The sequence below is a fragment of the Ruegeria sp. BHSB196 genome (genome assembly GCF_059613135.1).
Window position 1 is genome coordinate 1 of record NZ_JBXWRY010000054.1, and the last position, 25759, is coordinate 25759.

Annotated in this window: 28 protein-coding genes; 7 read left to right on the forward strand and 21 right to left on the reverse strand. The window is 65.0% G+C overall.

The window, feature by feature from the left end; all coding sequences use genetic code 11:
• Positions 1-530 (reverse strand): aldehyde dehydrogenase family protein (locus tag AC2FNJ_RS18280; protein ID WP_496766273.1); only part of this gene is annotated, 530 nt, incomplete at its 3' end.
• Positions 531-719: 189 nt separating this feature from the next.
• Between AC2FNJ_RS18280 and AC2FNJ_RS18285 the strand changes: the two genes are divergently transcribed.
• Complete coding sequence (locus AC2FNJ_RS18285; protein ID WP_496766274.1) at positions 720-1049, forward strand: hypothetical protein; 330 nt, start codon at positions 720-722, stop codon at positions 1047-1049.
• 6 nt (positions 1050-1055) lie between these two features.
• Here AC2FNJ_RS18285 and AC2FNJ_RS18290 read toward each other — a convergent pair whose 3' ends face one another.
• On the reverse strand, positions 1056-1607 hold the full coding sequence (locus AC2FNJ_RS18290) for a potassium channel family protein (RefSeq protein ID WP_496766276.1): 552 nt from the start codon (positions 1605-1607) through the stop codon (positions 1056-1058).
• Between the two features lie 23 nt (positions 1608-1630).
• On the reverse strand, positions 1631-2536 hold the full coding sequence (trhO, locus tag AC2FNJ_RS18295) for an oxygen-dependent tRNA uridine(34) hydroxylase TrhO (protein ID WP_496766278.1): 906 nt from the start codon (positions 2534-2536) through the stop codon (positions 1631-1633).
• 95 nt (positions 2537-2631) lie between these two features.
• On the opposite strand from trhO, the gene pncA reads away from it, so the two are divergent.
• Positions 2632-3225, forward strand: coding sequence for a bifunctional nicotinamidase/pyrazinamidase (gene pncA / locus AC2FNJ_RS18300; RefSeq protein WP_496766280.1), 594 nt, complete (start codon positions 2632-2634; stop codon positions 3223-3225).
• A 22-nt stretch (positions 3226-3247) separates the two neighbouring features.
• Here pncA and AC2FNJ_RS18305 read toward each other — a convergent pair whose 3' ends face one another.
• On the reverse strand, positions 3248-3808 hold the full coding sequence (locus AC2FNJ_RS18305; protein ID WP_496766282.1) for a hypothetical protein: 561 nt from the start codon (positions 3806-3808) through the stop codon (positions 3248-3250).
• A 142-nt stretch (positions 3809-3950) separates the two neighbouring features.
• On the opposite strand from AC2FNJ_RS18305, the gene pncB reads away from it, so the two are divergent.
• Together pncB and AC2FNJ_RS18315 are read left to right on the forward strand one after the other, a co-directional pair.
• Positions 3951-5243 carry a nicotinate phosphoribosyltransferase gene (gene pncB, locus AC2FNJ_RS18310; protein WP_496766284.1) on the forward strand — a complete coding sequence of 431 codons (1293 nt, stop codon included), beginning with the start codon at positions 3951-3953 and terminating at the stop codon, positions 5241-5243.
• Positions 5244-5316: 73 nt separating this feature from the next.
• Positions 5317-6453 (forward strand): hypothetical protein, encoded by a 1137-nt coding sequence (locus tag AC2FNJ_RS18315; RefSeq protein WP_496766286.1) that lies wholly within the window; start codon positions 5317-5319, stop codon positions 6451-6453.
• A 16-nt stretch (positions 6454-6469) separates the two neighbouring features.
• Here AC2FNJ_RS18315 and AC2FNJ_RS18320 read toward each other — a convergent pair whose 3' ends face one another.
• The 6 genes from AC2FNJ_RS18320 to AC2FNJ_RS18345 form a co-directional block, all read right to left on the reverse strand.
• Positions 6470-7921 (reverse strand): aldehyde dehydrogenase family protein, encoded by a 1452-nt coding sequence (locus AC2FNJ_RS18320; RefSeq protein WP_496766288.1) that lies wholly within the window; start codon positions 7919-7921, stop codon positions 6470-6472.
• Positions 7922-8014: 93 nt separating this feature from the next.
• On the reverse strand, positions 8015-9613 hold the full coding sequence (locus tag AC2FNJ_RS18325; protein ID WP_496766290.1) for an ABC transporter ATP-binding protein: 1599 nt from the start codon (positions 9611-9613) through the stop codon (positions 8015-8017).
• On the reverse strand, positions 9610-10425 hold the full coding sequence (locus tag AC2FNJ_RS18330) for an ABC transporter permease (protein ID WP_496766291.1): 816 nt from the start codon (positions 10423-10425) through the stop codon (positions 9610-9612). The genes AC2FNJ_RS18325 and AC2FNJ_RS18330 overlap by 4 nt, the downstream gene beginning before the upstream one ends.
• On the reverse strand, positions 10422-11369 hold the full coding sequence (locus AC2FNJ_RS18335) for an ABC transporter permease (RefSeq protein ID WP_496766293.1): 948 nt from the start codon (positions 11367-11369) through the stop codon (positions 10422-10424). Before AC2FNJ_RS18335 ends, AC2FNJ_RS18330 begins: the two co-directional genes overlap by 4 nt.
• A 40-nt stretch (positions 11370-11409) precedes the next feature.
• Positions 11410-12489 (reverse strand): ligand-gated ion channel, encoded by a 1080-nt coding sequence (locus AC2FNJ_RS18340; RefSeq protein ID WP_496766295.1) that lies wholly within the window; start codon positions 12487-12489, stop codon positions 11410-11412.
• Between the two features lie 65 nt (positions 12490-12554).
• The gene (locus AC2FNJ_RS18345; RefSeq protein WP_496766320.1) at positions 12555-13988 is read right to left on the reverse strand and encodes an ABC transporter substrate-binding protein; all 1434 of its coding nucleotides are present in this window, start codon (positions 13986-13988) and stop codon (positions 12555-12557) included.
• A gap of 226 nt (positions 13989-14214) precedes the next feature.
• On the opposite strand from AC2FNJ_RS18345, the gene panB reads away from it, so the two are divergent.
• The 3 genes from panB to glpK all read left to right on the forward strand — a co-directional run bounded on the left by panB (position 14215) and on the right by glpK (position 17450).
• Entirely contained in the window at positions 14215-15054 is an 840-nt protein-coding gene (gene panB, locus AC2FNJ_RS18350; protein ID WP_496766297.1) for a 3-methyl-2-oxobutanoate hydroxymethyltransferase, read from the forward strand.
• Positions 15051-15902 (forward strand): pantoate--beta-alanine ligase, encoded by an 852-nt coding sequence (gene panC / locus AC2FNJ_RS18355; RefSeq protein ID WP_496766299.1) that lies wholly within the window; start codon positions 15051-15053, stop codon positions 15900-15902. Before panB ends, panC begins: the two co-directional genes overlap by 4 nt.
• 69 nt (positions 15903-15971) lie before the next feature.
• The gene (gene glpK / locus AC2FNJ_RS18360) at positions 15972-17450 is read left to right on the forward strand and encodes a glycerol kinase GlpK (protein ID WP_496766300.1); all 1479 of its coding nucleotides are present in this window, start codon (positions 15972-15974) and stop codon (positions 17448-17450) included.
• Positions 17451-17459: 9 nt separating this feature from the next.
• On the opposite strand, the gene AC2FNJ_RS18365 is transcribed toward glpK, so the two are convergent.
• The 11 genes from AC2FNJ_RS18365 to AC2FNJ_RS18415 all read right to left on the reverse strand — a co-directional run.
• Positions 17460-17603: a hypothetical protein gene (locus AC2FNJ_RS18365; protein WP_496766302.1), complete on the reverse strand. Its 144-nt coding sequence runs from the start codon at positions 17601-17603 to the stop codon at positions 17460-17462.
• Positions 17604-17698: 95 nt separating this feature from the next.
• The gene (locus AC2FNJ_RS18370; protein ID WP_496766304.1) at positions 17699-18961 is read right to left on the reverse strand and encodes a flavin-dependent oxidoreductase; all 1263 of its coding nucleotides are present in this window, start codon (positions 18959-18961) and stop codon (positions 17699-17701) included.
• Between the two features lie 59 nt (positions 18962-19020).
• Positions 19021-19563 carry an isopentenyl-diphosphate Delta-isomerase gene (gene idi, locus AC2FNJ_RS18375; RefSeq protein ID WP_496766306.1) on the reverse strand — a complete coding sequence of 181 codons (543 nt, stop codon included), beginning with the start codon at positions 19561-19563 and terminating at the stop codon, positions 19021-19023.
• A 203-nt stretch (positions 19564-19766) separates the two neighbouring features.
• Complete coding sequence (locus AC2FNJ_RS18380) at positions 19767-20180, reverse strand: c-type cytochrome (RefSeq protein WP_496766308.1); 414 nt, start codon at positions 20178-20180, stop codon at positions 19767-19769.
• Between the two features lie 108 nt (positions 20181-20288).
• The gene (locus AC2FNJ_RS18385) at positions 20289-21308 is read right to left on the reverse strand and encodes a P1 family peptidase (protein WP_496766309.1); all 1020 of its coding nucleotides are present in this window, start codon (positions 21306-21308) and stop codon (positions 20289-20291) included.
• A gap of 52 nt (positions 21309-21360) precedes the next feature.
• Entirely contained in the window at positions 21361-22107 is a 747-nt protein-coding gene (locus AC2FNJ_RS18390) for an SDR family oxidoreductase (protein WP_496766311.1), read from the reverse strand.
• A 63-nt stretch (positions 22108-22170) separates the two neighbouring features.
• Positions 22171-22590, reverse strand: coding sequence for an alternative ribosome rescue aminoacyl-tRNA hydrolase ArfB (gene arfB, locus AC2FNJ_RS18395; RefSeq protein WP_496766313.1), 420 nt, complete (start codon positions 22588-22590; stop codon positions 22171-22173).
• A gap of 66 nt (positions 22591-22656) precedes the next feature.
• Positions 22657-23307 (reverse strand): queuosine precursor transporter, encoded by a 651-nt coding sequence (locus AC2FNJ_RS18400; RefSeq protein ID WP_496766315.1) that lies wholly within the window; start codon positions 23305-23307, stop codon positions 22657-22659.
• A gap of 96 nt (positions 23308-23403) precedes the next feature.
• The gene (locus tag AC2FNJ_RS18405; protein ID WP_496766317.1) at positions 23404-24288 is read right to left on the reverse strand and encodes an esterase-like activity of phytase family protein; all 885 of its coding nucleotides are present in this window, start codon (positions 24286-24288) and stop codon (positions 23404-23406) included.
• Positions 24261-25124, reverse strand: coding sequence for a penicillin-insensitive murein endopeptidase (mepA, locus tag AC2FNJ_RS18410; RefSeq protein ID WP_496766322.1), 864 nt, complete (start codon positions 25122-25124; stop codon positions 24261-24263). The genes AC2FNJ_RS18405 and mepA overlap by 28 nt, the downstream gene beginning before the upstream one ends.
• Positions 25124-25759 (reverse strand): MFS transporter (locus tag AC2FNJ_RS18415; RefSeq protein WP_496766319.1); only part of this gene is annotated, 636 nt, incomplete at its 5' end. The genes AC2FNJ_RS18415 and mepA, both read right to left, overlap by 1 nt.

A 25759-nucleotide genomic window follows, 5' to 3' on the forward strand; every position in this document is an offset into this window, starting at 1 on the left:
GGTTTGAACACCATCGCATTGCCGCAGGCCAGCGCCGGGGCGCCCTTCCAGCAGGCGATCTGGGTCGGGTAGTTCCACGCGCCGATGCCGACGCAGACGCCCAGCGCCTCGCGGATGGTGTAGACGAAATCGCCGCCGCCCAGCGGGATATGCTCGCCGGTCAGGGATCCGGCCAGCCCGCCGAAATACTCCAAAGCGTCCGCGCCCGAGGTCGCATCGGCCACCAACGTTTCCTGCAGCGGCTTGCCGGTGTCATGGGTTTCGAGGATCGACAGCTCGCGGTTGCGGTCACGCATGATGTCGGCGGCGCGGCGCAGGACGCGGCCGCGTTCGGTCCCGGTCATGGCCGCCCAGGCCTTTTGCGCGCGTTTCGCGCTGGTTAGAGCCTGTTCGATGATCTGCGGCGTGGCCGAATGCAGGCGCGCGATGATCTCGTCGGTCGCCGGATAGATCACGTCGATCGGGGTGCCCGCGGTGTCTTCGACATGGGCGCCATCGATGAAATGGCTGGCCTTGGGTTGGAACTTCATGCGCATCCTCTTTGAACATCGCCGTCGCCGGTGCGGCGCGGGAACAGCCTGGAACCGCACCTAGCGGTTGTTGACTGATGAGTCAACAAACCCCGCAATGGGCAACCAACCGCGCATGAAACCCCCGGAATCTTGAAAACCAAAGGTTAACGTTCTATCTATGTTCCACATGAAGCGGAGGATCATCTGATGAGCCACCTACCTTCCGGAGCAACCCTGAACGGGACAAGCAACGACTACCACCTGCTGCCCGTCACCGAAAAGCAGATGCGTTATGCCCGCGCGATCGCCGAGCGGTCCGCGCTGGAGATTCCGGTCGAGGCGCAGCGTGACCGCAAGGCGCTGTCTGATTGGATTTCCGCCCACAAACCCCGCGACGACTCGCCCTTCGCGAATTATCCCACAGGCAAGCAGGTTGCGTTTGCCGAACGCATCGCACGCGCCAAGCGCCGGCCGATCCCGCAAGAATGCTATCGCGACAAGGCCGCGATGTCCGCCTGGATCGACCACAACCGCTGATCCCGCTCACCCCCGGTGGTTTCTGCCGTAGAGGGAAACCGCCGCGGCCACGAACAGACCCAGCAGGACATATCCCGTGACGGCTTCGGCCGCGGCGATGGCACGGCACATTCCCGCAGGAACGATGTCGCCATAGCCGACCGTGGTGAACGTGACATAAGAAAAATACAGCAGGTCGCCCGGTCTTTCGGCCCCGATCAGGCACAGATCGGTATATCCGAACGATCCGTAGGCCGCGGCGAACAGAAAGGGCACGACCTGAATGAACGAAACCGCCATGAGCAGCAACTGGTGCTGGGGGGCTTCGATCCGGGTGGCATGAATCCAGATCTGCGACAAAAGCCAGACCGACAGAGCGAAGGTCGCCACCGTTCCGATGTTGTCGCCGGCGGTTTCGGGATTCAGCCGGGACAGGAAATAAAAGGCCAGAAAGCTGACGACGACCATGCCCGCGGCGCCGACCAATGTGGGCCACCACTCTTTCAATCGAAATCCGGTCTTCGTCATCGCCCCCTCGACGCTGCGGGTTTCGCCGATCATCCAACGACTTTCGACCATCCGCAACCCGGCGGGGTCAGGCGTCAGTGGCTGCCAAGATGCTCCTTGCCGCGCGCGCGGGCCAGCCTGATCTGCTTCTGACGTTCCCGGAACCGCATCTTGTCAAATTCCGAGGTCTCGTCGAAGCAATGGTGGCAGGACACGCCATGTTCGTATTCCGGGCGCTCCCTGTCCTCGGGCAGGATCGGGCGACGGCAGCCGTGGCACAGCTCGTGCGGCCCTTCGACCAGACCGTGCCCCACCGAGACCCGATTGTCGAAGACAAAGCACTCGCCCTGCCAGGTGCTGTCTTCGGCGGGCACCTCTTCGAGATACCGCAGGATACCGCCCTTGAGGTGATAGACCTCATCGACACCCTGACCCAGAAGGTAGTTGGTCGATTTCTCGCACCGGATGCCACCGGTGCAGAACATCGCGACCCGCTTGTTGTGAAAGCGGTCCTTGTTGGCCTCCCACCAGGCCGGAAACTCGCGGAAACTCTCCGTTTTAGGGTCGATTGCGCCCTCGAACGTGCCGATGGCCACCTCATAGTCGTTGCGGGTGTCGATCACCACCACGTCCTCGGACCGGATCAGGTCGTTCCAGTCCTTCGGCTCGACATAGTGGCCGACACGGGCGCGCGGATCGACATCCGGCTGGCCCATGGTCACGATCTCTTTCTTCAGCCGGACCTTCATCTTGCCGAAGGGCGGGTGATCGGCCGTCGCCTCTTTCCATTCCAGATCGGCACAGCCCGGCAGCCCCCGGATATGCGACAGCACCGCATCGATCCCGGCATGCGGGCCGGCAATCGTGCCGTTGATCCCCTCCCGCGCCAACAGCAGCGTTCCCTTGACGGACTGCGCCCGGCACAGATCCATCAGCGCCGGCCGCAACGCGGCGGGGTCTTCAAAGCGGGTGAAATGATAAAGTGCGGCGATCCTGAACATTGCCGCGATTTAGCGCCGCGCCCCAGCCGCTGCAAGAGTTCGGATTGACGCGGCGCCGATGCGGTCCTACCGATAGGGCAAACCCGGAGACCGCCATGACCCGTGCCCTGATCGTCATCGATGTCCAGAACGACTTCTGCCCCGGCGGCGCGCTTGCCGTGACCGGGGGCGACGAGGTGGTGGCACCCATCAACGCGATGATGGATCGGTTCGACGCGGTGATCCTGACGCAGGACTGGCACCCGGCCGGGCATTCCTCGTTCGCCAGTACGCATCCGGGCAAGTCCCCGTTCGAGACGACCCAGATGCCCTACGGAACGCAGGTCTTGTGGCCCGATCATTGCGTTCAGGGTACTGACGGCGCCGCCTTTCATCCCCGGCTCAGAACCGACGCCGATCTGATCCTGCGCAAGGGGTTCCGGCCTGCCATCGACAGTTATTCCGCTTTCTTCGAGAACGACCGGACAACGCCGACGGGGCTCGAAGGGTATTTGCGGAGCAGGAGCATATCGCAACTGACCCTGGCGGGACTGGCAACCGATTTCTGCGTCACCTATTCGGCGGTCGATGCCGCGCGGCTCGGGTTCGAGGTCACGGTGATCCAGGATGCGTGCCGCGCCATCGACATGGATGGATCTCTGGCCGCTGCGCTGGAGGCGATGCGCGAAGCCGGGGTGAAACTGGCGTGACCGGGTGGCGGGCGACCGCGCGTCAACGCTGTACCACCGCCATCACGAACTTTGCCACGGCCAGTACGACGACCGCTACCCCGATGGCGAACCCCACCCGCGCCAGAACGGTCTGCCGCGGCGGCGGAACGCGCTCATCGATCTGTTTCAGGGCCTTGCGTTTCTTCTCGGCGACCGCCGGCAGAGGACGGGTGGCCAACAGATGGTCCAGGAAGTCCGAAAAACTGAAATCGCCGCAATACTCGCCCTTGAGCGATGTCGTCTTCAGATTGTGGATGAACTTGCCAAGGATGTAATTCCGCGCGGCCTGATCCTCGGCCGGGTAAAACCCTTCGGGCGCGCCGCTGCTGAAGGTGTTCAGCCCAAACCCGGAATCCAGAAACAGACGCCGCACCTTGGGCGAGGCCGCCCGGAGCGCGTCGGCGGTTTTGACATCGCGAAACAGGGCGATCTTGTTGTGCGCGGACTCCCGTTCGATTCCCGTCTGGTGCAACAGGTCCACGAACTGGTCGTTCTCGAATACCTCATCCGGCATAATCGTAAATATGTCGAAATCGTACTTGAGACCCATCTCAACACTCAATCTCACCTACTACCAACACGCACCAATACCTTTTACCGTATATATACCGATTGCGACCCGACAGCGGCATTTTCATGATTCCGGACGCTCTTGCCAATCTGATTGTCGCTTGTTCTAAGTATTTGAAGAACGGGAGCGCTTCATGGTTGACATCGCGACACGGGTCTACAACCACAAATGGAAAATCGACCCGATTGTGCGATCCCTGATCGACACGGATTTCTACAAACTCCTCATGTGTCAGTCAGTGTTTCGCAACAAGCCACAAACGACCGTGGAGTTTTCGCTCATCAACCGGTCGACTCGGGTTCCGTTGGCCCGGCTCATCGACGAGGGCGAATTGCGCGAGCAGCTCGACCACATCCGCTCGCTCAGCCTCAGCCGGGGCGAAAGCACCTGGTTGCGCGGCAACACGTTTTACGGCAAGCGCCAGATGTTCCGCCCCGATTTCATGGAGTGGTTCGAATCCCTGCGGCTGCCGCCCTATCATCTGGAGCGAAAGGGCGATCAGTACGAACTCAGCTTCGAGGGCAAGTGGCACGAAGTGATGCTGTGGGAAATCCCGGCGCTGGCTGTGCTGATGGAACTGCGCTCGCGCGCCGTTCTGAACGAGATGCGGCGGTTCGAGCTTCAGATTCTCTATGCCCGCGCGATGACCCGCGTCTGGGAAAAGATCGAGAAGCTGCGCGAGATCGACGGGTTGGGAATCGCCGATTTCGGCACCCGCCGGCGGCACTCCTTCCTATGGCAGGACTGGTGCGTGCAGGCGATGATCGAAGGTCTGGGGCAATCCTTCACCGGCACCTCGAACTGCCTGATCGCCATGCGGCGCGAAGTCGAGGCGATCGGCACCAACGCCCACGAACTGCCGATGGTCTATTGCGCGCTGGCCAAGGATGACACGGCGCTGGCCCAGGCGCCCTATGACGTTCTGAGCGACTGGCACGAGGAACATGAAGGCAACCTGCGCATCATCCTGCCGGACACCTATGGCACCAAGGGCTTTCTGGACCGCGCGCCCGACTGGCTGGCAGGCTGGACCGGCATCCGCATCGACAGCGGCGATCCCGCGCGGGGTGCGGAAATCGCCATCGACTGGTGGAAATCGCGGGGTGAGGATCCGACCCAGAAGCGGATCATCTTTTCCGACGGGCTCGACGTGGACAAGATCGTCGAACTGCACGCCCAATTCGCCCATCGCGCCAAGGTTTCGTTCGGCTGGGGGACGCTGTTGACCAACGATTTCCGCGGACTTGTGCCCGGCGACCGGCTGGCGCCGTTCTCGCTGGTGTGCAAGGCGGTGTCGGCCAACGGGCGTCCCACGGTGAAACTGTCGGACAATCCGGAAAAGGCCATGGGACCGAAGGACGAGATCGAACGCTACAAGCGGGTCTTTCAGGTCGGGCAGCAAGACGCGATCGAGGTCGTCGTCTAGGACGCGTGATCGCAGGCTGTTGCAAGGTGTTCCTATGCTACCATGCCGGTAGTATTCCTTAAGGAGCACAAAAATGGCCGGAATTGAGAATCCAGTTACACTTGATGTCGCCTTGGAGCAACGCGATCAGATGGGGCTGCACACCATGGCGGCCTATCTGATAAGCCGCGCCGCGGTGCTGACCGCCCAGCGCGAGGCACTGCCCTATACCTTTCCGGAGGAAGAAGCACGCGAACTCGGCTTCAACCCAGGAAGTCCCACTGAGCGGTTGGACGAGAGGATACCACTGGACTCCGTACCCGGCCCGAACGAAAGCGAGGCCGCTGAACGAGCGGAGAACGAACCGGAAGCCTATTACGACACATTGGCCGAGTTGATCCGACGGGCCGAGGACTCCGGAGCGGCGCCGGATATTCTGGCGGCCGTGCGTTATGGCCTTGCAGCGCCCGACGGGCTCGTGCGCGTTGCCGCATTGAGTTCCGGTTTGAAGGTATTCGAACCGGCCTCCCTGGCACCACTTGTAAGATTTGACTGGTTCGCGCAGCGGTTCGATGGCCTTTTGGAACTGACGCGCGATGTGTTCTGGTCTCTCTTCCAAAGCTTCTCCGCGGCAGTTTCCGGCCCAACCGTCCCTTCGCCGCCGCCCGGGCCCGGTCAGCAACAGAGCAAGGGGCTGGTTCTGGTTCATGGCACGCATTTTGAGTTCAACCCGGACCCGGACTGGTACTATCCGGGAACCGGTGATCTGCATCGTTACATTCTCCCGCATCGCGGCGACATCTACTCGGGCAACGACTTCTTCGAGTGGGAAGGGCGATGGTCCGACCGCGGCCGTGCCGTCGCCGCCAAGAACTTCGCGACATGGATCAAGTACCAAGGGCTGCAAGGCTGCGATGTGGTCACGCACAGTCACGGCGGCAATGTCGTCATGAAGGCGGCGGAGTCAGGTCTGACTCTGCGCCGCGTCCTGTTTCTGAGTTGCCCGGTGCATTGGAGCAAATACAACCTGCTGCACGGAAACATCGCCGAAGCCTATGCAGCGCGGGTTCGGTTCGATTTCGTCGTCTATGCCGACGGAGGTGCCCAGAAATTTCCACCGGCGGCCAATCTGGTAGAAGAGCGCGAGGTCGGCGGCTGGTTCGGCCTTCATTCCGACACGCGAAAATCCAGGACTTGGCAAAGAGATCGGATCGAGAACATGCTATCCTAGATGCTTCGGCGCGACCCTAGCCATGATAGGCCGCGACGGTCTTGAGCTGCGAAAAGCCGTACAGCGCCTCGAACCCCTTCTCGCGCCCGTGGCCTGATTTTCCGACACCGCCAAACGGCAGTTCCACACCGCCGCCGGCGCCATAGTTGTTGATGAACACCTGGCCCGATCTCAGCCTCTTGGCCAGCCGCATCTGCCGCGCCCCGTCGCGCGTCCAGAGGCTGGCCACCAGGCCGTAATCGGTGCCGTTGGCGATGGCGACGGCCTCGTCCTCGGTCTCGAAGGGCATCAGCACCTGCACCGGGCCGAAAATCTCGTCCCGCGCCAACAGGTGATCCGGCGGCACGTCGGCGAACAGGGTGGGGCGGACATAGGCGCCGGTCGCCGGCGCGGTATCGACGATCCGTCCCCGCGCCGCAACGGCCAGATCGGCACCTTCGCCCAGGAACCCTTCGACGATGCTCTTCTGCCGCTCCGAAATCAGCGGCCCCACCCGCAGGTCGTCCATCGCCGGTCCGACCGTGAGGCGCTCATAGGCTTCGGCCATGCGCGCCCGCACCTGATCGTAGACCCCGCGCTGAACCAGAATGCGGGACGAGGCCGAGCAGGTCTGGCCCGCGTTCTGAATGCCTGCATTGACGAGGAACGGCAGGGCCGCGTCCAGATCGGCGTCGTCAAAGACAAGCTGCGGGGATTTGCCCCCCAGTTCCAGCGTCACCGGCACCACGTTGCGCCCCGCAGCCTGCTGCACCAGTGCGCCGGTGGCGACCGAGCCGGTGAACGAGATGTGGTGAACGCCCGCATGGGCCGACAGGGCCGCGCCCGCCTCGGCCCCCAGCCCCGGCACCACGTTCAGCGCGCCCGCCGGCAGCCCGGCCTCGGTTGCCAGATGGGCAAAGGCCAGCGCGGTCAGGCACGCCTCTTCCGCCGGCTTCAATACGCAGGCATTGCCCATGGCCAGCGCCGCCCCGACCGAGCGCCCGATGATCTGCATCGGATAGTTCCAGGGCACGATATGGCCCGTCACCCCGTGCGGTTCGCGCAGGGTATAGACGGTGTAACCGTCGAGATAGGGTATGGTCTCGCCCATCACCTTGTCCGCGGCACCGCCGTAGAACTCGCAATACCGCGCCAGCGCCACCGCGTCCGCCCGCGCCTGCGTCAGCGGTTTGCCGACATCCATGGCTTCGAGTGCGGCCAACTCTTCGACCCGGTCCTGCACCAGTTGCCCCAGCCGCGTCAGAATGCGTCCGCGCTCCAAGGCGGTCATCCGGCCCCAATCGCCATCCAGCGCCGCCTGCGCGGCCCGAACGGCCGAGGACACATCTTCGGCGCCGCCCCGGGCGATCCGGCAGAGTTCGGACCCGTCGGACGGGTTCACCAGCGGCAGCGTTTCGCCGGCTGCGGCAGGCCGCCAGGCACCGCCGATCAGACAAAGGCTGGGGTCAAACCAGATTGGCGCGGACATGGCATCGCTCCTGTGCGGACTCGAACGGTTCAAAAAGCGGAAAAAACCCCGCAATAGGCTCGTTGATCCTGAAATCTCGCCATGACCCGGTGTTCATGCCGCCCCCCGTCCGATGTCGGGCAGGCGCGGCGCGGCTGCGATCAGGGCCTGGGTATAGGCATGCTGCGGGTCGGAAAAGACGCGCTCGGTCTCGCCCTCTTCCACGATCTTTCCTGCCTGCATGACCATCACCCGATCGGTGATCGTGCGCACCACGCTCAGGTCGTGGCTGATGAACAGGTAGGTCAGGTCATAGGCTTCGCACAGCTCGGCCAGCAGATCGAGGATCTGCGCTCGTACGGACACGTCGAGCGCCGACACGGCCTCGTCGAACAGGATCAGTTCGGGGCGGATGATCAGGGCGCGGGCAATGGCGATCCGCTGGCGCTGCCCGCCCGAGAATTCGTGGATGAACTTGCCCGCGTCGTCGGGGGACAGACCCACCGCGGTCAGCATCTCGGCGATCCGGTCGGCCCGCTCCGCGCCGGTAGGCGGCCGGTCCAGCAGGTGAAACGGCTCGGTGATCAGCCGCGCGACCCGGTGGCGCGGATTGAAACTGCCGAACGGATCCTGAAACACGACCTGCATCTTGCGGCGCACCGCAAGATTGGGCCGGTGCCCGGAATAGACCGGCATCCCATCCAACAGAATCTGCCCGCCCTGAATCTCCTCCAATCCCAGAATCGCCCGTGTCAGGGTCGATTTCCCGCATCCGGATTCGCCCACCAGACCCAGACGCTCGCCCCGGTTCAGGGTAAAGCTCACGTCATCGACCGCGCGGTGAAACCCGGGGCGCTGGAACAGTTGCGTGCGCGGCAGGCGATAGTCGCGCACAACGCCGGATACCGACAGGAGCGGCGCAGGGTTCAGGGTTTCCGGCAGGTTTACCTGATGGTTCGACGCCTCGAACAGCATGCGGGTATAGGGGTGCCGCATGTCGGACAGCAATTGCCGGGTCTCGCCGGTTTCGACCACTTCGCCATAGCGCATCACCACGATCCGGTCAGCCATGTCCGCCACCACGGCCAGATCATGGGTGATCATCAGCATCCCCATGCCGTATTCCGACACCAGCCCCTTGAGCAGGTCCAGTATCTGCGCCTGGGTGGTGACGTCCAGCGCCGTGGTCGGCTCGTCCGCGATCAAAAGCTTTGGCCGCAGGGCGATGGCCATGGCGATCACCACGCGCTGGCGCTGCCCGCCGGACAATTCGTGCGGATAGCGGCGCAGGGGAAAGCGGTCCGGCGGCAGCCCGACGCGGGTCAGCACCTCGCGCGCCCGCGCCTCGGCCTGGTCCGGCGGCATCGCCTTGTGGATCAGGATCGTCTCCATCACCTGATCGCCGATGGTCTTGACCGGGTTCAGCGCGGTCATCGGCTCCTGGAACACCATGCCGATGGAGGCGCCGCGCAGGGTGCACATCTCGGGCTCGGGCCGGTCCAGCAGTTCCGCGCCTTCCAGCAGGATCGAACCGCTGGTGCGCGAGCCGTTGGGCAAAAGCTGCATCACCGACAGCGCCGTCATCGACTTGCCCGAGCCGCTTTCGCCGGTGACAGCGACGATCTCGCCCGGTTCGATGCTCAGGTTCACATGCGTGAGGATGTCGAAGGCGTGGATCGACAGCGACAGGTTATGGATCTGCAAGAGGCTCATACGCGGGCCACCCGGATTCGCGGGTCCAGCCAGTCGCGCAACCCGTCACCCATCAGGTTCAGGCCCAGCACCGTCAGGATGATCGCAAGCCCCGGAATCAGAGCCAGATGCGGGGCAAAGCTCACCATCGTCTGCGCGTCGGCCAGCATCCGGCCCCAACTGGGCGTGGGCGGCTGCGCCCCCAGCCCGACATAGCTGAGCCCCGCCTCGGCCAGGATGCCCAGAGAGAACTGGATCGTGCCCTGGACGATCAGCAGGTTGGCGACATTGGGCAGGATGTGCTCGGCCGAAATCCGGGTCGCGCCCTTGCCGGCGACGCGGGCGGCCATGATGAACTCGCGCTCCCACAGGCTCAGCGCCGCGCCGCGGGTGATGCGGGCAAAGACCGGGATGTTGAAGATGCCGATGGCGATGATGGCGTTGATCGCGCCGGCGCCGAAGACGGCGGTGATCAGGATGGCGATGACCAGCGACGGGAAGGCAAAGACCAGATCGTTGCCGCGCATGATCAGCTCGTCCAGCCACGAGCCCTTGCGCGCGGCGGCGGCAAGCCCCAGCGGCACCCCCAGGGTCATGCCGATGCCCACCGCCACCAGCGCGACGGCGATCGAGGTGCGCGCGCCCACCATGATCATCGAGAACATGTCGCGCCCGAAATGGTCGGTGCCGAACCAGTGCCGCGCGTCGGGAGGCTGCAGCTTGTCCGGTATGTTCATCGCCGTGTAGTCGTAGGGCGTCCAGACGAACGACATCAGCGCCGCCAGCACCACCAGCGATGACAGGACCGCGCCAAGGATCAGGTTGCGGCTCATGTGCGGCTCCTCAGGCGGGGATCGACGGCGGCATAGGCCAGATCGACCAGGAAATTCACGGTGATCACCGCAAAGACCAGCAGCATGACCACCGACTCCACCACGATCAGATCGCGGGAGGAAATTGCCTGGAACACCAGCCGCCCGAGGCCGGGCAGATAGAAGACCTGTTCGATGATGATCGACCCCGCCAGCAGAAACGAAAACTGCAGCCCGATGATGGTCAGCACCGGGATCAGCGCGTTGCGCACCCCGTGCCGCCACAGCGCCTGTCGGCGGCTCAGGCCCTTGGCGCGGGCGGTGCGCATGAAATCCTCGCCCAGAATGTCCAGCAGGGCCGAACGCATCACCCGCGCCAGGATCGCCGCCTGCGGCAGGGCCAGCGCGATGGCGGGCAGGGTCAGGGATTGCAGCCCGGCCATCAGCCCGTTCTCCCACCCCGCAAAACCGCCCGCGTTGAACCAGCGCAGGTTGATGGCGAAAATCAGCACCAGCATCATCGCGAACCAGAAATTCGGGACAGCGACGCCCAGCTGGGTCGCGCCCATCACGGCCAGGTCGCCCGGCTTGCCGCGCCGTGCCGCGGCATAGATGCCGGCCGGAAACGCGATTGCCGTGGAAAGCGTCAGAGCGTACAGCGCCAGCGGCAGCGACACCCACAACCGGTCGGCGATCATCCCGGACACGGGCGTTCGGTAGGTGTAGGACGTACCGAAATCGCCGGTCAGCATCCCCCCGACCCAGTTGAAATACCGCTGGACCTTGGGCACATCCAGGCCCAGTTCGGCGCGCAGCGCCGCCAGCGTGTCGGGTTGCGCATTGACCCCCAGCATGAAGGATGCCGGATCGCCCGGCGCGACTTCGATCACCGCAAAGATGACCACCGAGGCGACGACGAGACTCAGGATCAGGGACGTCAGGCGTTTGAGGGCATAGCGAAGCATCAGCGCCACGTTAGGCGCGGTTTGGTCATCGGTCCAGCACCTAGGGATTAATCAGAAACGCAAAAACCGCGTAGCCGACGATGGCCGCATAGCCCAGCGGGTAGAACCACTTGAGCGCATAGTTGTCGAGCTTGCGCGCCAGATCCTCGCGGCCCGATACCTTGATCTTTCTCAGGGCCACGTTGGTGACGATGATCGCCCCGGTGGCCACGAACATCCATTGCAGGACGAAATCGAGAAACGTCAGATAGCCCAGCTTGGGCAGATCGGCCGAGATCGCCCAGTTGAACGCGACGAAGACCAGCAGGTTCGCGCCCGAGATCTCGATGCGTTTGCGGTACTCGTCCAGAAAGAACACGGTCCAGCTGACCGTGATGAGAACCAGCATCGGCATGAAGACGCGGATGACGTAATAGGTCAGGTGGCGCTTGCCCTCGAAGATCAGCGTGACCTGATCGCTGTCCTGCCCGGAAATCCCCACGACGTCGGTCTTGACCAGCCGATCGTTGCCGAGGATCCACTCTTCTTCGCCCAGCAGATCGCCCAGGCCCGAGTAATCTTCGAGTGGATAGTAGGAGACAAAGTCCGACGGCAGGACCGAGGCGACTTCGAACCGGAATTGCTGGGTGTCGAAAGGGTATTTCACGAAGTTGAAATAAGGCGCCTGCAGCGTCAGCGACGACTTTTCGACATAGGTCACATGGCCGTCATGGCGCAGCGCGGCAGCGGATTCGTGAATCCAGCGGTTGGATTGCTGGTTCTGGATGACGAAGACCGGAATGATGGCCCCCAGGGACGCGGCATGCTGCGCGAGGGCGCGGGGTTCAAAGATCCGCACCTCCCGCCCGAACTCCGCCGGGTCAAAGGCCAGCGCCGGGTCGGTCCATTCGGCCCGGATCACCGCGACCGCGCCGTAGTTTTCGGATTTCTGATCGACGTTCACGATCTGGTCGATCCGGATTCCGATCCCGACCTCCAGCGGGTTTTCCGGGGTTCCCTTGACGGCCTGATTGTTCATGGAAAGCCCGTTTTGGGCCTGTGCCACGCCGGTGGCCGCAAGCCAGAGACATGCCAGGACAAGAAGGCCGAGCAGCGGCCGAACGGCGCCAGAAAAACTCATGATCGACAGTCTGAACACGTATGGAAAACGAAGAGGCCCCGTCGCCGGGGCCTCACGCCGAAGGTTCACTCAGCCCAGGTGATCGCCGTCAGATCGTTGGCCGCGGTGGGCGCGTTGACCCACAGCCCCTGAACGCCCGCCTTGGCGACGCTCAGCGCCGCAAGCTGGAACAGGAAGCCGTTGACGTAATCCTCGGCGATCATGCGTTGCGCGTCGCCCAGCAGCTTGGTGCGCTCGTCCGGATCGGTGGTTCGGTTCAGGGTCTCCATCAGGGCCTGGAACTCGGGATTGTCATATTGGAAGTAATATTCCGGCCGGGCGTAGATTCCGATGTCCATCGGTTCGGTATGACTGACGATGGTGAGGCCGAAATCCTTGCCCTTGAACACGCTTTCCAGCCATTGCGCCCATTCCACGTTGATGATCTCGGCCTCGATGCCCACCTCGGCCAGCTGCGCCGCGATGATCTCGCCCCCGCGCCGGGCATAGGAAGGCGGCGGCAGGTGCAGGGTGGTTTCGAACCCGTCCGGGAATCCCGCCTCGGCCAGCAGCGCCTTGGCCTTCTCCGGGTCATGGGCCGAGTTCCCGGTCAGATCGACATAGGCCGGGTGATGCGGCGCGAAATGGGTGCCGATGGGCGTGCCATACCCGAACATGGCGCCGTCTATGATCGCCTGGCGGTCGATGGCGTGGGCGATGGCCTGCCGCACGCGAACGTCGTCAAAGGGCGGTTGCTTGTTGTTGGTGGACAGGATCGTTTCGCCTTCGGTGGACCCGACCAGAACCTGGAACCGCGGATCCGCCTCGAATTGCGGCAGGTTTTCCGGGGCCGGGAAGCCCGAGAATACGTCAACATCCTCGGCCATCACCGCGGCAAAGGCGGCGGTCGGGTCCGAGATGAACTTGAACGTCGCCATTTCCAGCGCCGGTTGTTCGCCCCAGTAATCCGGATTGCGCTCCAGCACGATCCGGTCGCCCTGCACCCATTCGGCGAACTTGTAGGCGCCGGTCCCGACCGGGTTGGTCTTGATGTCCTCGATGCTTTCGGGCGCGACGATCACGGCGTCGCCCCAGGCCATGTTGAACAGGAAATTGCCGTTCGGTCCGTCCAGCGTCACCTTGACGGTCTGCGGGTCCACCACCTCGACCTCGGTGATCCCGGCAAACAGCGCCTTCTGCGCGTTGGCGCTGTCTTCGGCGCGGGCGCGATCGAGGCTGAACTTTACATCCTCGGCATCCATCGTGGTGCCGTCATGAAACGTCACGCCCTCGCGCAGCTTGAAGGTATAGACCGTGCCGTCGTCCGAGATTTCCCAGCTTTCGGCCAGCCCCGGCACGATCGAGCCGTCGCCCATGAACCGGGTCAGCCCTTCGAACACGTTGGTATAGACCACCGAGTCGATGGCCTGCGCGGCGGCGCTTGTCGGATCCAGATGCGGCGGCTCCAACTGCATGGCGATGGTGATGTCGGATTGCGCCCAGCCCTGCGACGCGAACATGCCGACGCCCACTGCGAGCGCGGATGCGAATGTACGAAACATTGGCTGTCCCATGAAAATCTCTCCCCTGATTATCGATTGGCCGGGCTCACCGAGCGGGCCGATCCTGCATCACTGTCCCCTCAAACCTTGGGTCAATCAAGAAATTCTTCGGGCGCCGGGTCTTTCTTCAGAGGCTTCCATTTGCTATGCCGCGTTGCAGCAATGCCTGCGCACAGGACTTCGGATGAGTGCCACAGCCCAACAAACCGCTCCCAACGCCGAGGACATCCGCGCCCGCAAGGGCGGCGTTCCGCTGGTCAGCCTGACGGCCTACACCACCCCGATGGCACGTCTGATGGACGCCCATTGCGACTTCGTTCTGGTGGGTGACAGCGTCGGCATGGTGCTGCATGGGCTGGAGTCGACCCTCGGCGTGACGATGGAGATGATGATCCTGCACGGTCAGTCCGTCATGCGCGGGTTGCAGCGCGCGATGATGGTCATCGACATGCCGTTCGGCTCCTACGAAGAGGGGCCGGCGCAGGCGTTCCGCAACGCCGCCCGGTTGATGGCCGAGACCGGCGCCGGCGCGGTCAAGCTGGAAGGCGGTGTCGAGATGGCCGACACGATCCGCTTTCTGGTGCGGCGCGGCATCCCGGTCATGGCGCATGTCGGTCTGACGCCGCAATCGGTCAACACTCTGGGCGGTTACAAGGTTCAAGGCCGCGACGCGCAGGCCGAAACGGTGCTGGCCGACGCCCGCGCCGTGGCCGAGGCGGGGGCGTTTTCCGTCGTGTTAGAGAAGATTCCCCAAACTCTGGCCGACCGGATCACCGCCGAATTGCCGATCCCGACCATCGGCATCGGGGCCTCGGCCGGGTGCGACGGGCAGATCCTCGTCGTGGACGACATGCTGGGCGTCTTCACGGCCTTCAAGCCGAAATTCGTCAAACGCTATGCCGAGTTCGGCCCGATGGCCGAGGCGGCCATCGCCGCCTACGCGGCCGAGGTGCGCGCCCGGACCTTTCCGGCGGCCGAGCACGTCTTTGCCGACCAGGCGCCGGTCCGGGGGTCGGGGAAATGACGGCTCCGATCCTGCGACAGCTGGCGGAGCTGCGCGCCAGAACGGCCGCGTGGAAACGCGCGGACGAGGTCATCGGCGTGGTCCCGACCATGGGCGCGCTGCACCCGGGGCATCTGTCGCTGGTCCAGGCCGCGCGCGCCGATTGTGACAGGGTCGTGGTGACGATCTTCGTGAACCCCAAGCAGTTCAACAATGCCGAGGATCTGGCCAACTATCCCCGGACCGAGGCCGAGGATGCCGAAAAGCTTGCGCCCTATGGCGTTGATGCCGTGTATGTCCCGGAGCCGGGGGAAATCTATCCGGCCGGCTTCGCCACCACGGTGTCCGTCGCGGGAGTGACCGACGTGATGGAAGGCGCGCATCGTCCCGGTCATTTCGACGGCGTTGCCACGGTCGTCGCCAAACTGTTCCTGCAAACCCAGGCGAATCGAGCCTATTTCGGGGAAAAGGACTATCAGCAGCTCATGGTCGTCCGCCGAATGGCCCGCGATCTGGACATTCCCATCGACGTGATCGGCTGCCCCACCGTGCGCGAACCTTCGGGCCTGGCCATGTCCTCACGCAATCTGCGGCTGTCGGCAGAGGGACTCTCCGTGGCGGCGCGGATGCATGACGTGATGCGGTCGGTGGCCGAGGCGCTGCACCGCGGCGAAGGGTTCGCGCGCCTGATCGGCCCGGCCCGGTCCGCGCTCTGCGAGGCCGGGTTCGAACGGGTGGAATACCTCGACCTGCGCAGCGCCCGGACCCTGGAACCGCTGGACCGGCCGACCGAGCCCGCGCGCCTGTTTGCGGCCGCCTGGGCCGAAGGCGTGCGCCTGATCGACAATATCGCGATTCCGCACGCCTGAATTCCGGTCTGGCCCAGACCCGGCGCTTCGGTCTAAGGTCCGCTCCAAAAGCACAAGGGGAGGGCGGAAATGACCCATGTTCTGGCCATCGATCAGGGCACCACATCCACCCGGGCCATCCTGTTTGACGCCGATATGAGGCGGGCAGGAACGGCGCAGGTCGAATTCACCCAGCATTTCCCGCAGGAAGGCTGGGTCGAACACGATGCCGAAGAAATCTGGGACAGCGTGCTGCAGGTCTGCCGCGAGGTGATGGCGGCGCAGAACGTCACCGCCGCCGATGTCTCCGGGATCGGGATCACCAACCAGCGCGAAACCACCGTCGTGTGGGACCGCGCGACCGGCAAGCCCATCCACAACGCCATCGTCTGGCAGGACCGCCGGACCGCCAGCATCTGCGAACGGTTCCGCCAGGCCGGCTGCGAAGATGACGTGACCGCCCAGACCGGCCTGCTGCTGGACCCGTATTTCTCGGGCACCAAGGTGAAATGGCTGCTCGACACCATTCCCGGCGCGCGCGAGCGGGCCGCCCGTGGCGAGTTGTTGTTCGGCACCATCGACTGCTTCCTGATCTGGCGCCTGACCGAAGGGCGTGTTCACGCCACCGACGCCACCAACGCCGCACGCACGCTGCTGTTCGACATCCACAAGGGCGAATGGAGCCACGAAATCTGCGAGCTGATGGACGTGCCCATGGCCATGCTGCCCGAGGTGCGCGACTGCGCCGCGGATTTCGGACACACCGGTCTGCTCGGCGGTGACATCCCCATCCTCGGGGTCGCCGGCGACCAGCAGGCGGCGACGATCGGACAGGCCTGTTTCGCGCCGGGCATGATGAAATCCACCTATGGAACGGGATGTTTTGCCCTGCTCAACACCGGCGATCAGCCGGTGGCCTCGAAAAACCGCCTGCTCACCACGGTCGCCTATCAGCTGGACGGCAAGCGTATCTATGCGCTGGAAGGATCGATCTTCATCGCCGGTGCGGCGGTGCAGTGGTTGCGCGATGCGCTGCGGATCATCGACGATGCCGCCCAGAGCGGCGAACTGGCCGCCCAGGCCGACCCGGCGCAGCAGGTGGTTCTGGTCCCCGCCTTCACCGGCCTCGGCGCACCCTATTGGAACCCGGACTGCCGCGGGGCGATCTTCGGTCTGACCCGCAATTCGGGCCGGGCCGAAATCGCCCGCGCCACGCTGGAAAGCATCGCCTATCAGACCCGCGATCTGTGGCAGGCGATGCAGGGCGACTGGGGTTCGGACGCGGATGTGATCCTGCGCGTCGATGGCGGCATGAGCGCGTCGGACTGGGCGATGCAGGGTCTGGCCGATCTGCTCGGCGCGCCCGTTGACCGCCCGGTGATGCAGGAAACCACCGCGCTGGGCGCGGCATGGCTGGCCGGAATGCGGGCCGGCGTCTATCCCGACCAGACCGGCTTTGCCGAGACTTGGGCACTGGATCGGCGCTTCGAACCCAAGATGCCCGCCTCCGACCGGGATACGGCCTATGCCCGCTGGCAGAGGGCGGTGCAGGCGGCCATGGCCTTTTGAGGCTTCGCCTCAGATACCCTGATACATGTAGGCTTGCCGATTGGCCTTGTGTTTTTCGTATGCCGCCTGCGACTCGGGGCTGCCCTGACCTGCGTCGCAGGCCGAAAGCAGCGCCGCAACCGCGACAAATACGAACCAACGAAACCCGTTCATGCCCATCCACCTGACCGTTGCACCCTGACCCGACTCTAGGGCGTTCGCGAGCGGTTTCACGAAAATTCCCGAATGCGCCGCAGGGGTCGCGGCGTTCAACCGGGGCCGTCGATCCGGGCGCCCTCGGGAATGGTGCGCGGGCGCGCGTTCAGGTCGGCAATCGAGAAACCGGCAATGGACTTGTACTTTTCGGCATGGGCCGCCAGCTCGGCCCTGGGGATCACGTCGTCGATCTCCTCGAACTCGCCGCCACACAGATCCTCGACCCGTTGCAGTACCCCGTCGGGGCCACCCCCGGCGCGGTTGGCCCTCCCCACGGCGGTGGTCAGCGGGCGCATCTCGGCCTCGTAGGCCTCCAGCGCCGACGCGGTCAGACCATGATCCAACAGCCTGGCCCCGATCACCCGGGCGTCGAGGATCGCCTGGCTGGCCCCGTTCGATCCGACCGGATAGGTGGGATGCGCCGCATCCCCCATCAGCGTTACCGGCCCGAACGTCCAGCGCGGCAGCGGATCGCGATCCACCATCGGATACTCATAGACCACCTCCGCCCCCCGGATCAGCGCCGGCACGTCGATCCAGTCAAAGCGCCAGTCCTCGAAATCCGGCAGGAAGTCCGCGACGTCGGCGGCCCGGTTCCAGTCCTCCTTCTTCCAGGCGGCATTCAGCGGAAACCGTTTCTCGGCGATCCAGTTGATGACCGCCGTGCCGTCGCCGTCCGGGTCCGAGATCGGATAGGCGACCACCCGCAGATCGTCGTGCCCGATCATCACCATGGCGGCCCCGCCGAAATAGACCGGCGCCCGCGTCGTGGCCCGCCACAGGACGCGGCCGTTCCAGATCGGCTCGCCCTCGTCCGGGTACATCTGCGCCCGAAGCGCCGAGTGAATCCCGTCTGCCGCCACCAGCAGCGCGCCTTCGACCTGCCGCCCGTCCTCAAGGATCAGCACCGCACCGCCGTCCGTTTCGAACCCGACCGCACGTGCGCCGGTCTCCACGCAATCCGGACCGGCCCGCTCGGTCAGCGCGCGGTACAGCATCATCTGCAGATGCCCGCGATGCACCGAATATTGCGGCCAGGCATATCCCGCCCAGGTACCGCGCGGTTCTTCCCAGATGGTCTTGCCGAGTTTGGAATAGAACCCGTATTGGCGGGTGCGCACGCCGATGGCGGCCAGCGCATCCCCCAGACCCAGGTCCAGCAACTCGCGCACCGCATTGGGTTGCAGGTTGATCCCGACCCCCATCGGGCGGATCTCTCGGGTCGCCTCGAAGATGCGGAAGGGCACGCCGATCTGATGCAGCGTCAGCCCCAGGCTGAGCCCCGCGATACCGCCGCCCGCAATCAGAACCGTCATGCCACGCCTCCCGTTTACTCCCGCATCACACAAGCAGGGGCGCTTGCCGCACGCAAGTCTCAGGTCTTGGCCGAGATGATCAGGTCGGGGCCAAAGATCGTGTCGGCGTGGTTGTGCAGATAGATCTTGAGCCAGGGCGTAAAGCGGTCCGGATGGCGGCTCACCTCGGCCAGCAGGTCGTGATAGTCGACCCAGCGCGTGTCCATCACCTCGTCCGGGTTGGGCTTGACGGCCAACGCGCCGCGCGCATGGGCCAGGAACACGTCCACGACCTCGTTCTCGACCATGCCGTTGCCGACATCGGCGTGATACTCCAGCCGGTGCCGGTATTCGGGATAGAGACCGGTGATGCCCAGCTCTTCCCTCAGGCGGCGCACCGCGCAGGCGGACGAGGTTTCGTCCCAATCCGGATGGGTGCAGCAGGTGTTCGCCCACAGGCCCGGCGTGTGGTACTTGCCCAGCGCGCGCCGTTGCATCAGGATCTCGGTCCCGCGCACGACGAAGACGGATACCGCCTTGTGCTTGAAGCCCTTTTCATGCGCTTCCAGCTTGTCGACGGGCATCAACTCCCCTTCGACCCATGCCGGGATCGTGAGTCCCATGTCAATTTCTCCTGCTGCCGCGGCACCGCGAATACGGCGGGGTCATGGAAAGCCGGTCGCGCCCGGTGTGCCGCTCCGGCCAGTCGGTGACGGGCGTCGCGCGGGCGACTCTGAGGCCAGCGTGGCGTCGAATGTGCCTTGGATCAATCGCACGAAAGGCCGCAGGGGTGCCGCGGCCTTCGCCATCGGTCAGGTGTTGCGGATCACTCCGCGGACACGCTTTGAAGATAGGCGAACACGTCCGCCGCGCCCGATTTGAGCTTGAAGGTCATCTTCGACTTGGCCGAGGTGTCGTCGAGATAGGTCTGAAGGAACTCCTTGGGGTTCTCCGTATAGGCGACGAAATTCGCCTCGTCCCAGACCAGGCCCTTCTCGCCGGCTTCGACCAGGCTGGCGCCGTATTTGAACCCTTCGACGGTCCCGGCGGTGCGGCCGGCGATGCCATACAGGTTCGGACCGGTCTTTCCGCCCTTGACAATCGTTTCCCCCGATGCGTCCTCGATCATGTGGCAGGACTTGCATTTCTTGAATTCGTTTTCGCCCTTTTCGGCATCGCCTTCCGCGACGGCAGGAAGGGCCAGAAGCCCGGCAAGAGCGGTGGCAAGAATTCGGTTCATGGCGGATTCTCCAAGTTTGATTTGGCTGCGCCATAGGGAAGCGCACCGGGCGGGATAGTCAACCGGCCCAAATGTCGCCACAGGCACTGTGTCGCACCCGGCTCCGGATCAGCGGTTTTTGTTCACCTCGGCCCAGGTCGGCAAAAGATCGCCCGGCGCCGGGGCTGCGAGATACACGGCCCGCGCGATGGCGCGGGCCAGGCACAGCGCGGCGGCATGGCCGATCCAGGTGAGATCGCGCTCGGCCGCCGCGAGCGGACGCGCCCCGGTGCTGACGGCGAACACCAGATCGCCGTCGCCGGGGGAATGGGCAGGCACCGTGGCGCGGGCGATGCCGTCATGGGCGGCGACCGCCACACGCTGGCACTGCGCCTTGGACAACTCGGCATCGGTCGCGACGATGGCGATGGTGGTGTTGGCGCGATCCTGCGCCTGCGCCTGCATGGTCTGCATCTTGCGGCTTTCGAGCCGTCGCCCCAACCCGGCGGCGGGATCCGGACCAAGACCGCCAAACTCGTCGTCGATTTCAAAGGGCGCTGCCCAGAAATGCCGGTCGCCGGGCGTCGTGACGCTGCCCATGGGATTGGCCACCACCAAAGCGCCGACCGTCACCCCGGTTTCGAGCACCAGCGAGGCCGAGCCCAACCCGCCCTTGAGCATGGCGGTCAGCGCCCCGGTGCCCGCCCCGGCGGTGCCCAGTTCGAAACGCTCGGACGCGGCCTCCAGGGCGGCACGGCCCAGGTCGCGATAGGGGTTTTCGGCCCAGTTCTTTTGCCCGCCGTTCAGCAGATCGAACACGATCGCCCCGGGCACGATGGGAATGACCGCATCGGCGATGCGAAACCCGCGGCCCTGGTTCCGCAGCGCGTCCGAAACCCCGGAACAGGTGTCCAGCCCATAGGCCGAGCCGCCCGACAGCGCGATGGCATCGATGCGCGCCACCGATTTGTCCGGGGCCAGAAGGTCGGTTTCCCGCGTGCCGGGCGCGCCGCCCATGACATGCACCGAGGCGACAAAGGGCGCATCGGCGGTCAGAACCGTCGTGCCGGACTTGAGCACCTGATCCTGCGCGTTTCCCACGCGCAGGCCGGGGACGTCGGTGATGAGGTTTCTGGCTCCGGGGGTCATTTCAGCCTCGTTTCGTGCGGCGCGCGGCATCGAAGGCAGCGCAGGGGGCGGGTCAGATGCAGCGCCCGCCGTCCACTTCCATGGCGACGCCGGTGATCATGCCCGCCTCGTCCGAACACAGAAAGCAGGCGGCGTTGCCCATGTCCTCGGGCGTCGAAAACCGTCCGATCGGAATGGTCGCCAGGAACTTGGCGCGCATCTCGGGCGTGTCCTCGCCCAGGAAGGATTTCAGCAGCGGCGTTTCACCCGCCACGGGGCAGATCGCGTTGACCCGGATGCCCGACGGCGCAAGCTCCACCGCCATGGTCTTGGTGGCGGTGATCATCCAGCCTTTCGAGGCATTGTACCAGTTGAGCTTGGGCCGCGGCGACAGCCCGGCGGTCGAGGCGACGTTCAGCACCGCGCCCGCCTTGCGGGACTTCATGTGGGGCACCAGCGCGCGGGCGGTGAGATAGACGGATTTCATGTTCACGTTGAACACGCGGTCGAACTCGGCCTCGGCGACCTCTTCCAGCGGCGTCGGCAGATGCGTGACGCCGGCATTGTTCACCAGAATGTCCAGATGCCCGAAGGTGTTCAGGGCCGTCTCCGCCATCGCCCCGACCGAAGCGCCGTCCGACACATCGACATGGGCCGCGATCGCGCCGCCGCCCAGGCTGGCGGCCACGTCCTCGGCCGCATCGCGGTTGATGTCGGCGATCATGACCCGCGCGCCCTCGGCCGCGAACTTGGCGGCGATCCCCGCCCCGAACCCGGATGCGCCGCCGGTGACGATCGCGGTTTTTCCCTCCAGCCTCATGCCCTTGCCCCCCTTTTCGCATCGGTCGCGGAAACAGTATCAGCGCCGCCGCCAGATGCCAGACTAATCCTCGTCGATCTTGCCGCGCAGCGCCTTGACCTCGCCCCGCGCCTTCTTGGCGGCAAGGCGGCGCTTGACCGATCCGTATGTCGGCTTGGTGGCGATGCGGCGCTTGGGCGCCACCAGCGCGCGTTCGATCAGCTGCACCAGGCGCGCCCGCGCGATTTCGCGGTTGCGGGCCTGCGACCGGGTTTCATCGCATTGGATCACGACCGCGCCATCCTTGGTCCAGCGCCGCCCGGCCAGGCGCTTGAGGCGGGACTTGACCGGGTTCGGAAGCGACGGCGAGCGCGCCGCCTCGAACCGGAGTTCCACGGCGGTCGCGACCTTGTTCACGTTCTGCCCGCCGGGGCCCGAGGCGCGCACGAAGCTCTCGGTCATTTCCCAGTCCTGCAGGACGATATCGTCGGTCACGCGCAGCATGGCGCGACCTTACCCGTGGCGCCTGGGAACGGAAAGGGCCGCCCGGTCCGGCGGCCCGGCAGCGGTTCAGGCCGTGCGCGTCGCCGGATCGAGCCACCCGACGATGACGCGGAACGGGATCAGCGCGACCAGCGCCAGCGCCAGTTTCACCAGCCAGTCGGCAAAGGCCAGCGAGACCCAAAGCGGGGCCATCGGACCGGTCAGCATGAAGGGCACCGGTTCCCACGCCCAGCTGATCGCGGCATCGGCATTCGCGCCGAAGATCGTGACCGAGGCCGAAAACGCGATGGTGAAGAACAGCGCGGTATCCAGCGCCGAGCCGACCAGCGTCGATACCAGCGGCGCGCGCCACCAACGCCCGCCACGCAACCGGTTGAACACCGTCACGTCGGTCAGTTGCGCGATCAGAAATGCGGTGCCGGATGCGACCGCGATCCGCAGCGGTACGGCGGCATAGGTGAACCCGTCGCCCTGCAGCATGATCTGGCTGCCGATCAGCGAACAGACGATGCCCGTCACGAAACCGGCGAACACGACCTTGCGGGCCGGCGCCACGCCATAGACCCTGTTCATCACGTCCGTCACCAGAAAGGCGAGCGGGTACGTGAAGGCGCCCCAGGTCAGAAGACCGTCGAGGATGAGGAACTGAACCAGAATGTTCGAGGCCACGACGATGGCGGCCATGGCAAGGATGCCGGGGAGGTATGAGCGTTGCATGTCCTGATGCCCGTTTTGACAAGGTAGCGGCGACTTGGCCCCGGACACGTCCCGGGGCAAGGCGGGCTTCTATCCGGTCGCCCGGCCTTTGGCAAGTCACTCGGGCACAAGGTACTCGACAAGTTCGGTGCGCTGCAGCCGCATGAAGTTGTCATCCGAGATCATGGTGGCGCGCAGGCGGCCCTGCGCGTCGCGCCAGACCGACAACCCTTCCAGGTTGTCATGGGTGCCCGTATGCGTCGTCAGCAGGGTTTCCTCGGCCCGCGCCTCGTCGTCGTCGATGACCCAGCGGCGGATCCGCGTGCGAAACCCGATCAACGAGGTGGCGCGCTCCAGCACGTAGAGCCGGCCATCCGGGCCGATATCCGCGCCGACCGGCTGAAACCGTCCGCGCGGCGGCAGGGTGAACGGGACCGACCAGGATCGCCCGTCCCAGCGAAAGACCGGGATATCTCCGTCGCGCGTTCGGCTGCGCTCCGGCATCGTGTAGAGCCGGCCCCGCGCGTCCACCGCCAACGCCTCCAGCGACCCGTTGGGCGACAGCCCGGCAAAGGAGCCGTGGCGCGGCAGCACGTTCGCGCGCCCGCCCAGCTGATCGAACCGCGCAATGCGCGGCACGCCTTCAAAGGAAATGTACACGGTTCCGTCCGGCGCGATCGCCAGCCCTTCGGAATCCCCGACAAAGTTCTGCAGCACGCGGTTCTTGCTGGAACGCACCCGCAAACGCGGGCTTGCATCGAGTCCGACGATCACATCGCCCGCCCGCCGGATTTCGGCCGTGAGAATGGTTGACCGGTCGCTCACCACCGTCATGCGCTGCCCGTCCTCGGAAAGCTCGATGGCCGAAAAGCCGCCGAACCAGTGCGCGCCGTACCGCCAGGTGTAGCTGCCCAGATGCGTCGCCTGCTTGACATCGACCGCCAGCGCCGCCCCGGCGAGGCACAGCGCGGGGATCAGTCCGACTGCAAGACGGCGGCGCATTGGCTGGGCAGATCGGCAAGCACGTATTCGCGGCGCTTCTTGGGCGGCGGCGCATTGGGATCGGGCGGCGGCGGGTTCAGGATGTTGTTCACCCATTGCTGCGCCTCGGCGCAGCCGTCGCCCTTGGGCGGAGGAGTCTGGTCCACGCAGCCGCGCGATCCGCGCGGGCAGTTCAGCCGGACGTGGAAGTGGTAATGATGCCCCCACCACGGCCGGATCTTGCGCAGATAGGCGCGGTTGCCCTTCTCGTTCTTGCACATCTCCACCTTGGCGCCGGGAAACACGAAGATCCGCGCCACGCGCTTGTCCCGTGCCGCCTCGCGCAGGATCGCGTGATGCGTCGGCGTCCAGTTCTCGTTGACGAAGGCGCCGTTGGCCCGGCGCAGCGAGATCGACGAAATGTTCTCGCGCGACTGCCGCGACAGGCGCAGGTTGTTGGCCGGACGCATCCAGATGTCGATGTCCAGCCCGATCTGGTGGCTGCGATGCCCCGACAGCATCGGCCCGCCGCGCGGCTGGCTGATGTCGCCGATATAAAGCCCGCTCCAGCCCTTCTGCTTGGCGGCGAACCGGCTGAGATCCTGCACGAAGTCGATGGCGACCGGGTGGCCCCAGTTGCGGTTGCGCGACAGCCGCATGGCCTGCCAGGTGGGTCCGGTTTCGGGCAGCTGCACCGATCCGGCTGCGCAACCCTTGGAATAGCTGCCGAAAGCGGCGGGTTTTTGCCGGGAGGCTTCGGTCTTGGCGCCGAACAGCTGCTTGGCCAGCGGCGCGGCGCTGGCGCCCGTCGCCAGAATCGAGACCGCCAGGACGGCGAGAAAACGCAATGAATTCATCATGTCTGGTCCCCTTGCGGTTTGACCCAGTGCATCAGGAACAGGCCCAGAATAAACAACAGCACGATCGGGGACACCCCCAACCGCGCGCTGCCTGTCGTGACGGTGGCAATGTCGATCAGGAGCGGCGCGGCAAAGGCGGTGGCGCGGCCCGACAGACCGTAGAGCCCAAAGCTTTCGACCGGGGCCACCGGGTCGGTGTGGCGCACCATCATCGACCGGCTGGCCGATTGCAGAATGCCGCCCATGCCGCCGATCAGGATGCCGCAGCCGAAAAAGACCGCGTCCGGCAGGCCCGACCCTTCGGGCAGGGCGATGCCGAAGATCTGGGTGCGGTCCATCGACACGATGGTGGTGCAGACCAGGATCAGCACCCAGATCGTCACCAGAATGACCGGCTTGGGGCCGAATTTCCGGTCCATCTTGCCGCCGATCCAGGCGAAGACGGCCGAGGCCAGCACGCTGACGATGCCGAAGACGCCGATCTTGATCAGATCCCATTCCAGCACCAGCCGCGCATAGACGCCGCCGAAACTGTAAAGCCCGTTCAGCGCGTCGCGGTAGAACATGGACGAACCCAGATAGGCGGTCAGGCTGGTGCGGTGGCGCAGGGCCGCCACCGAATGCCCCAGCAG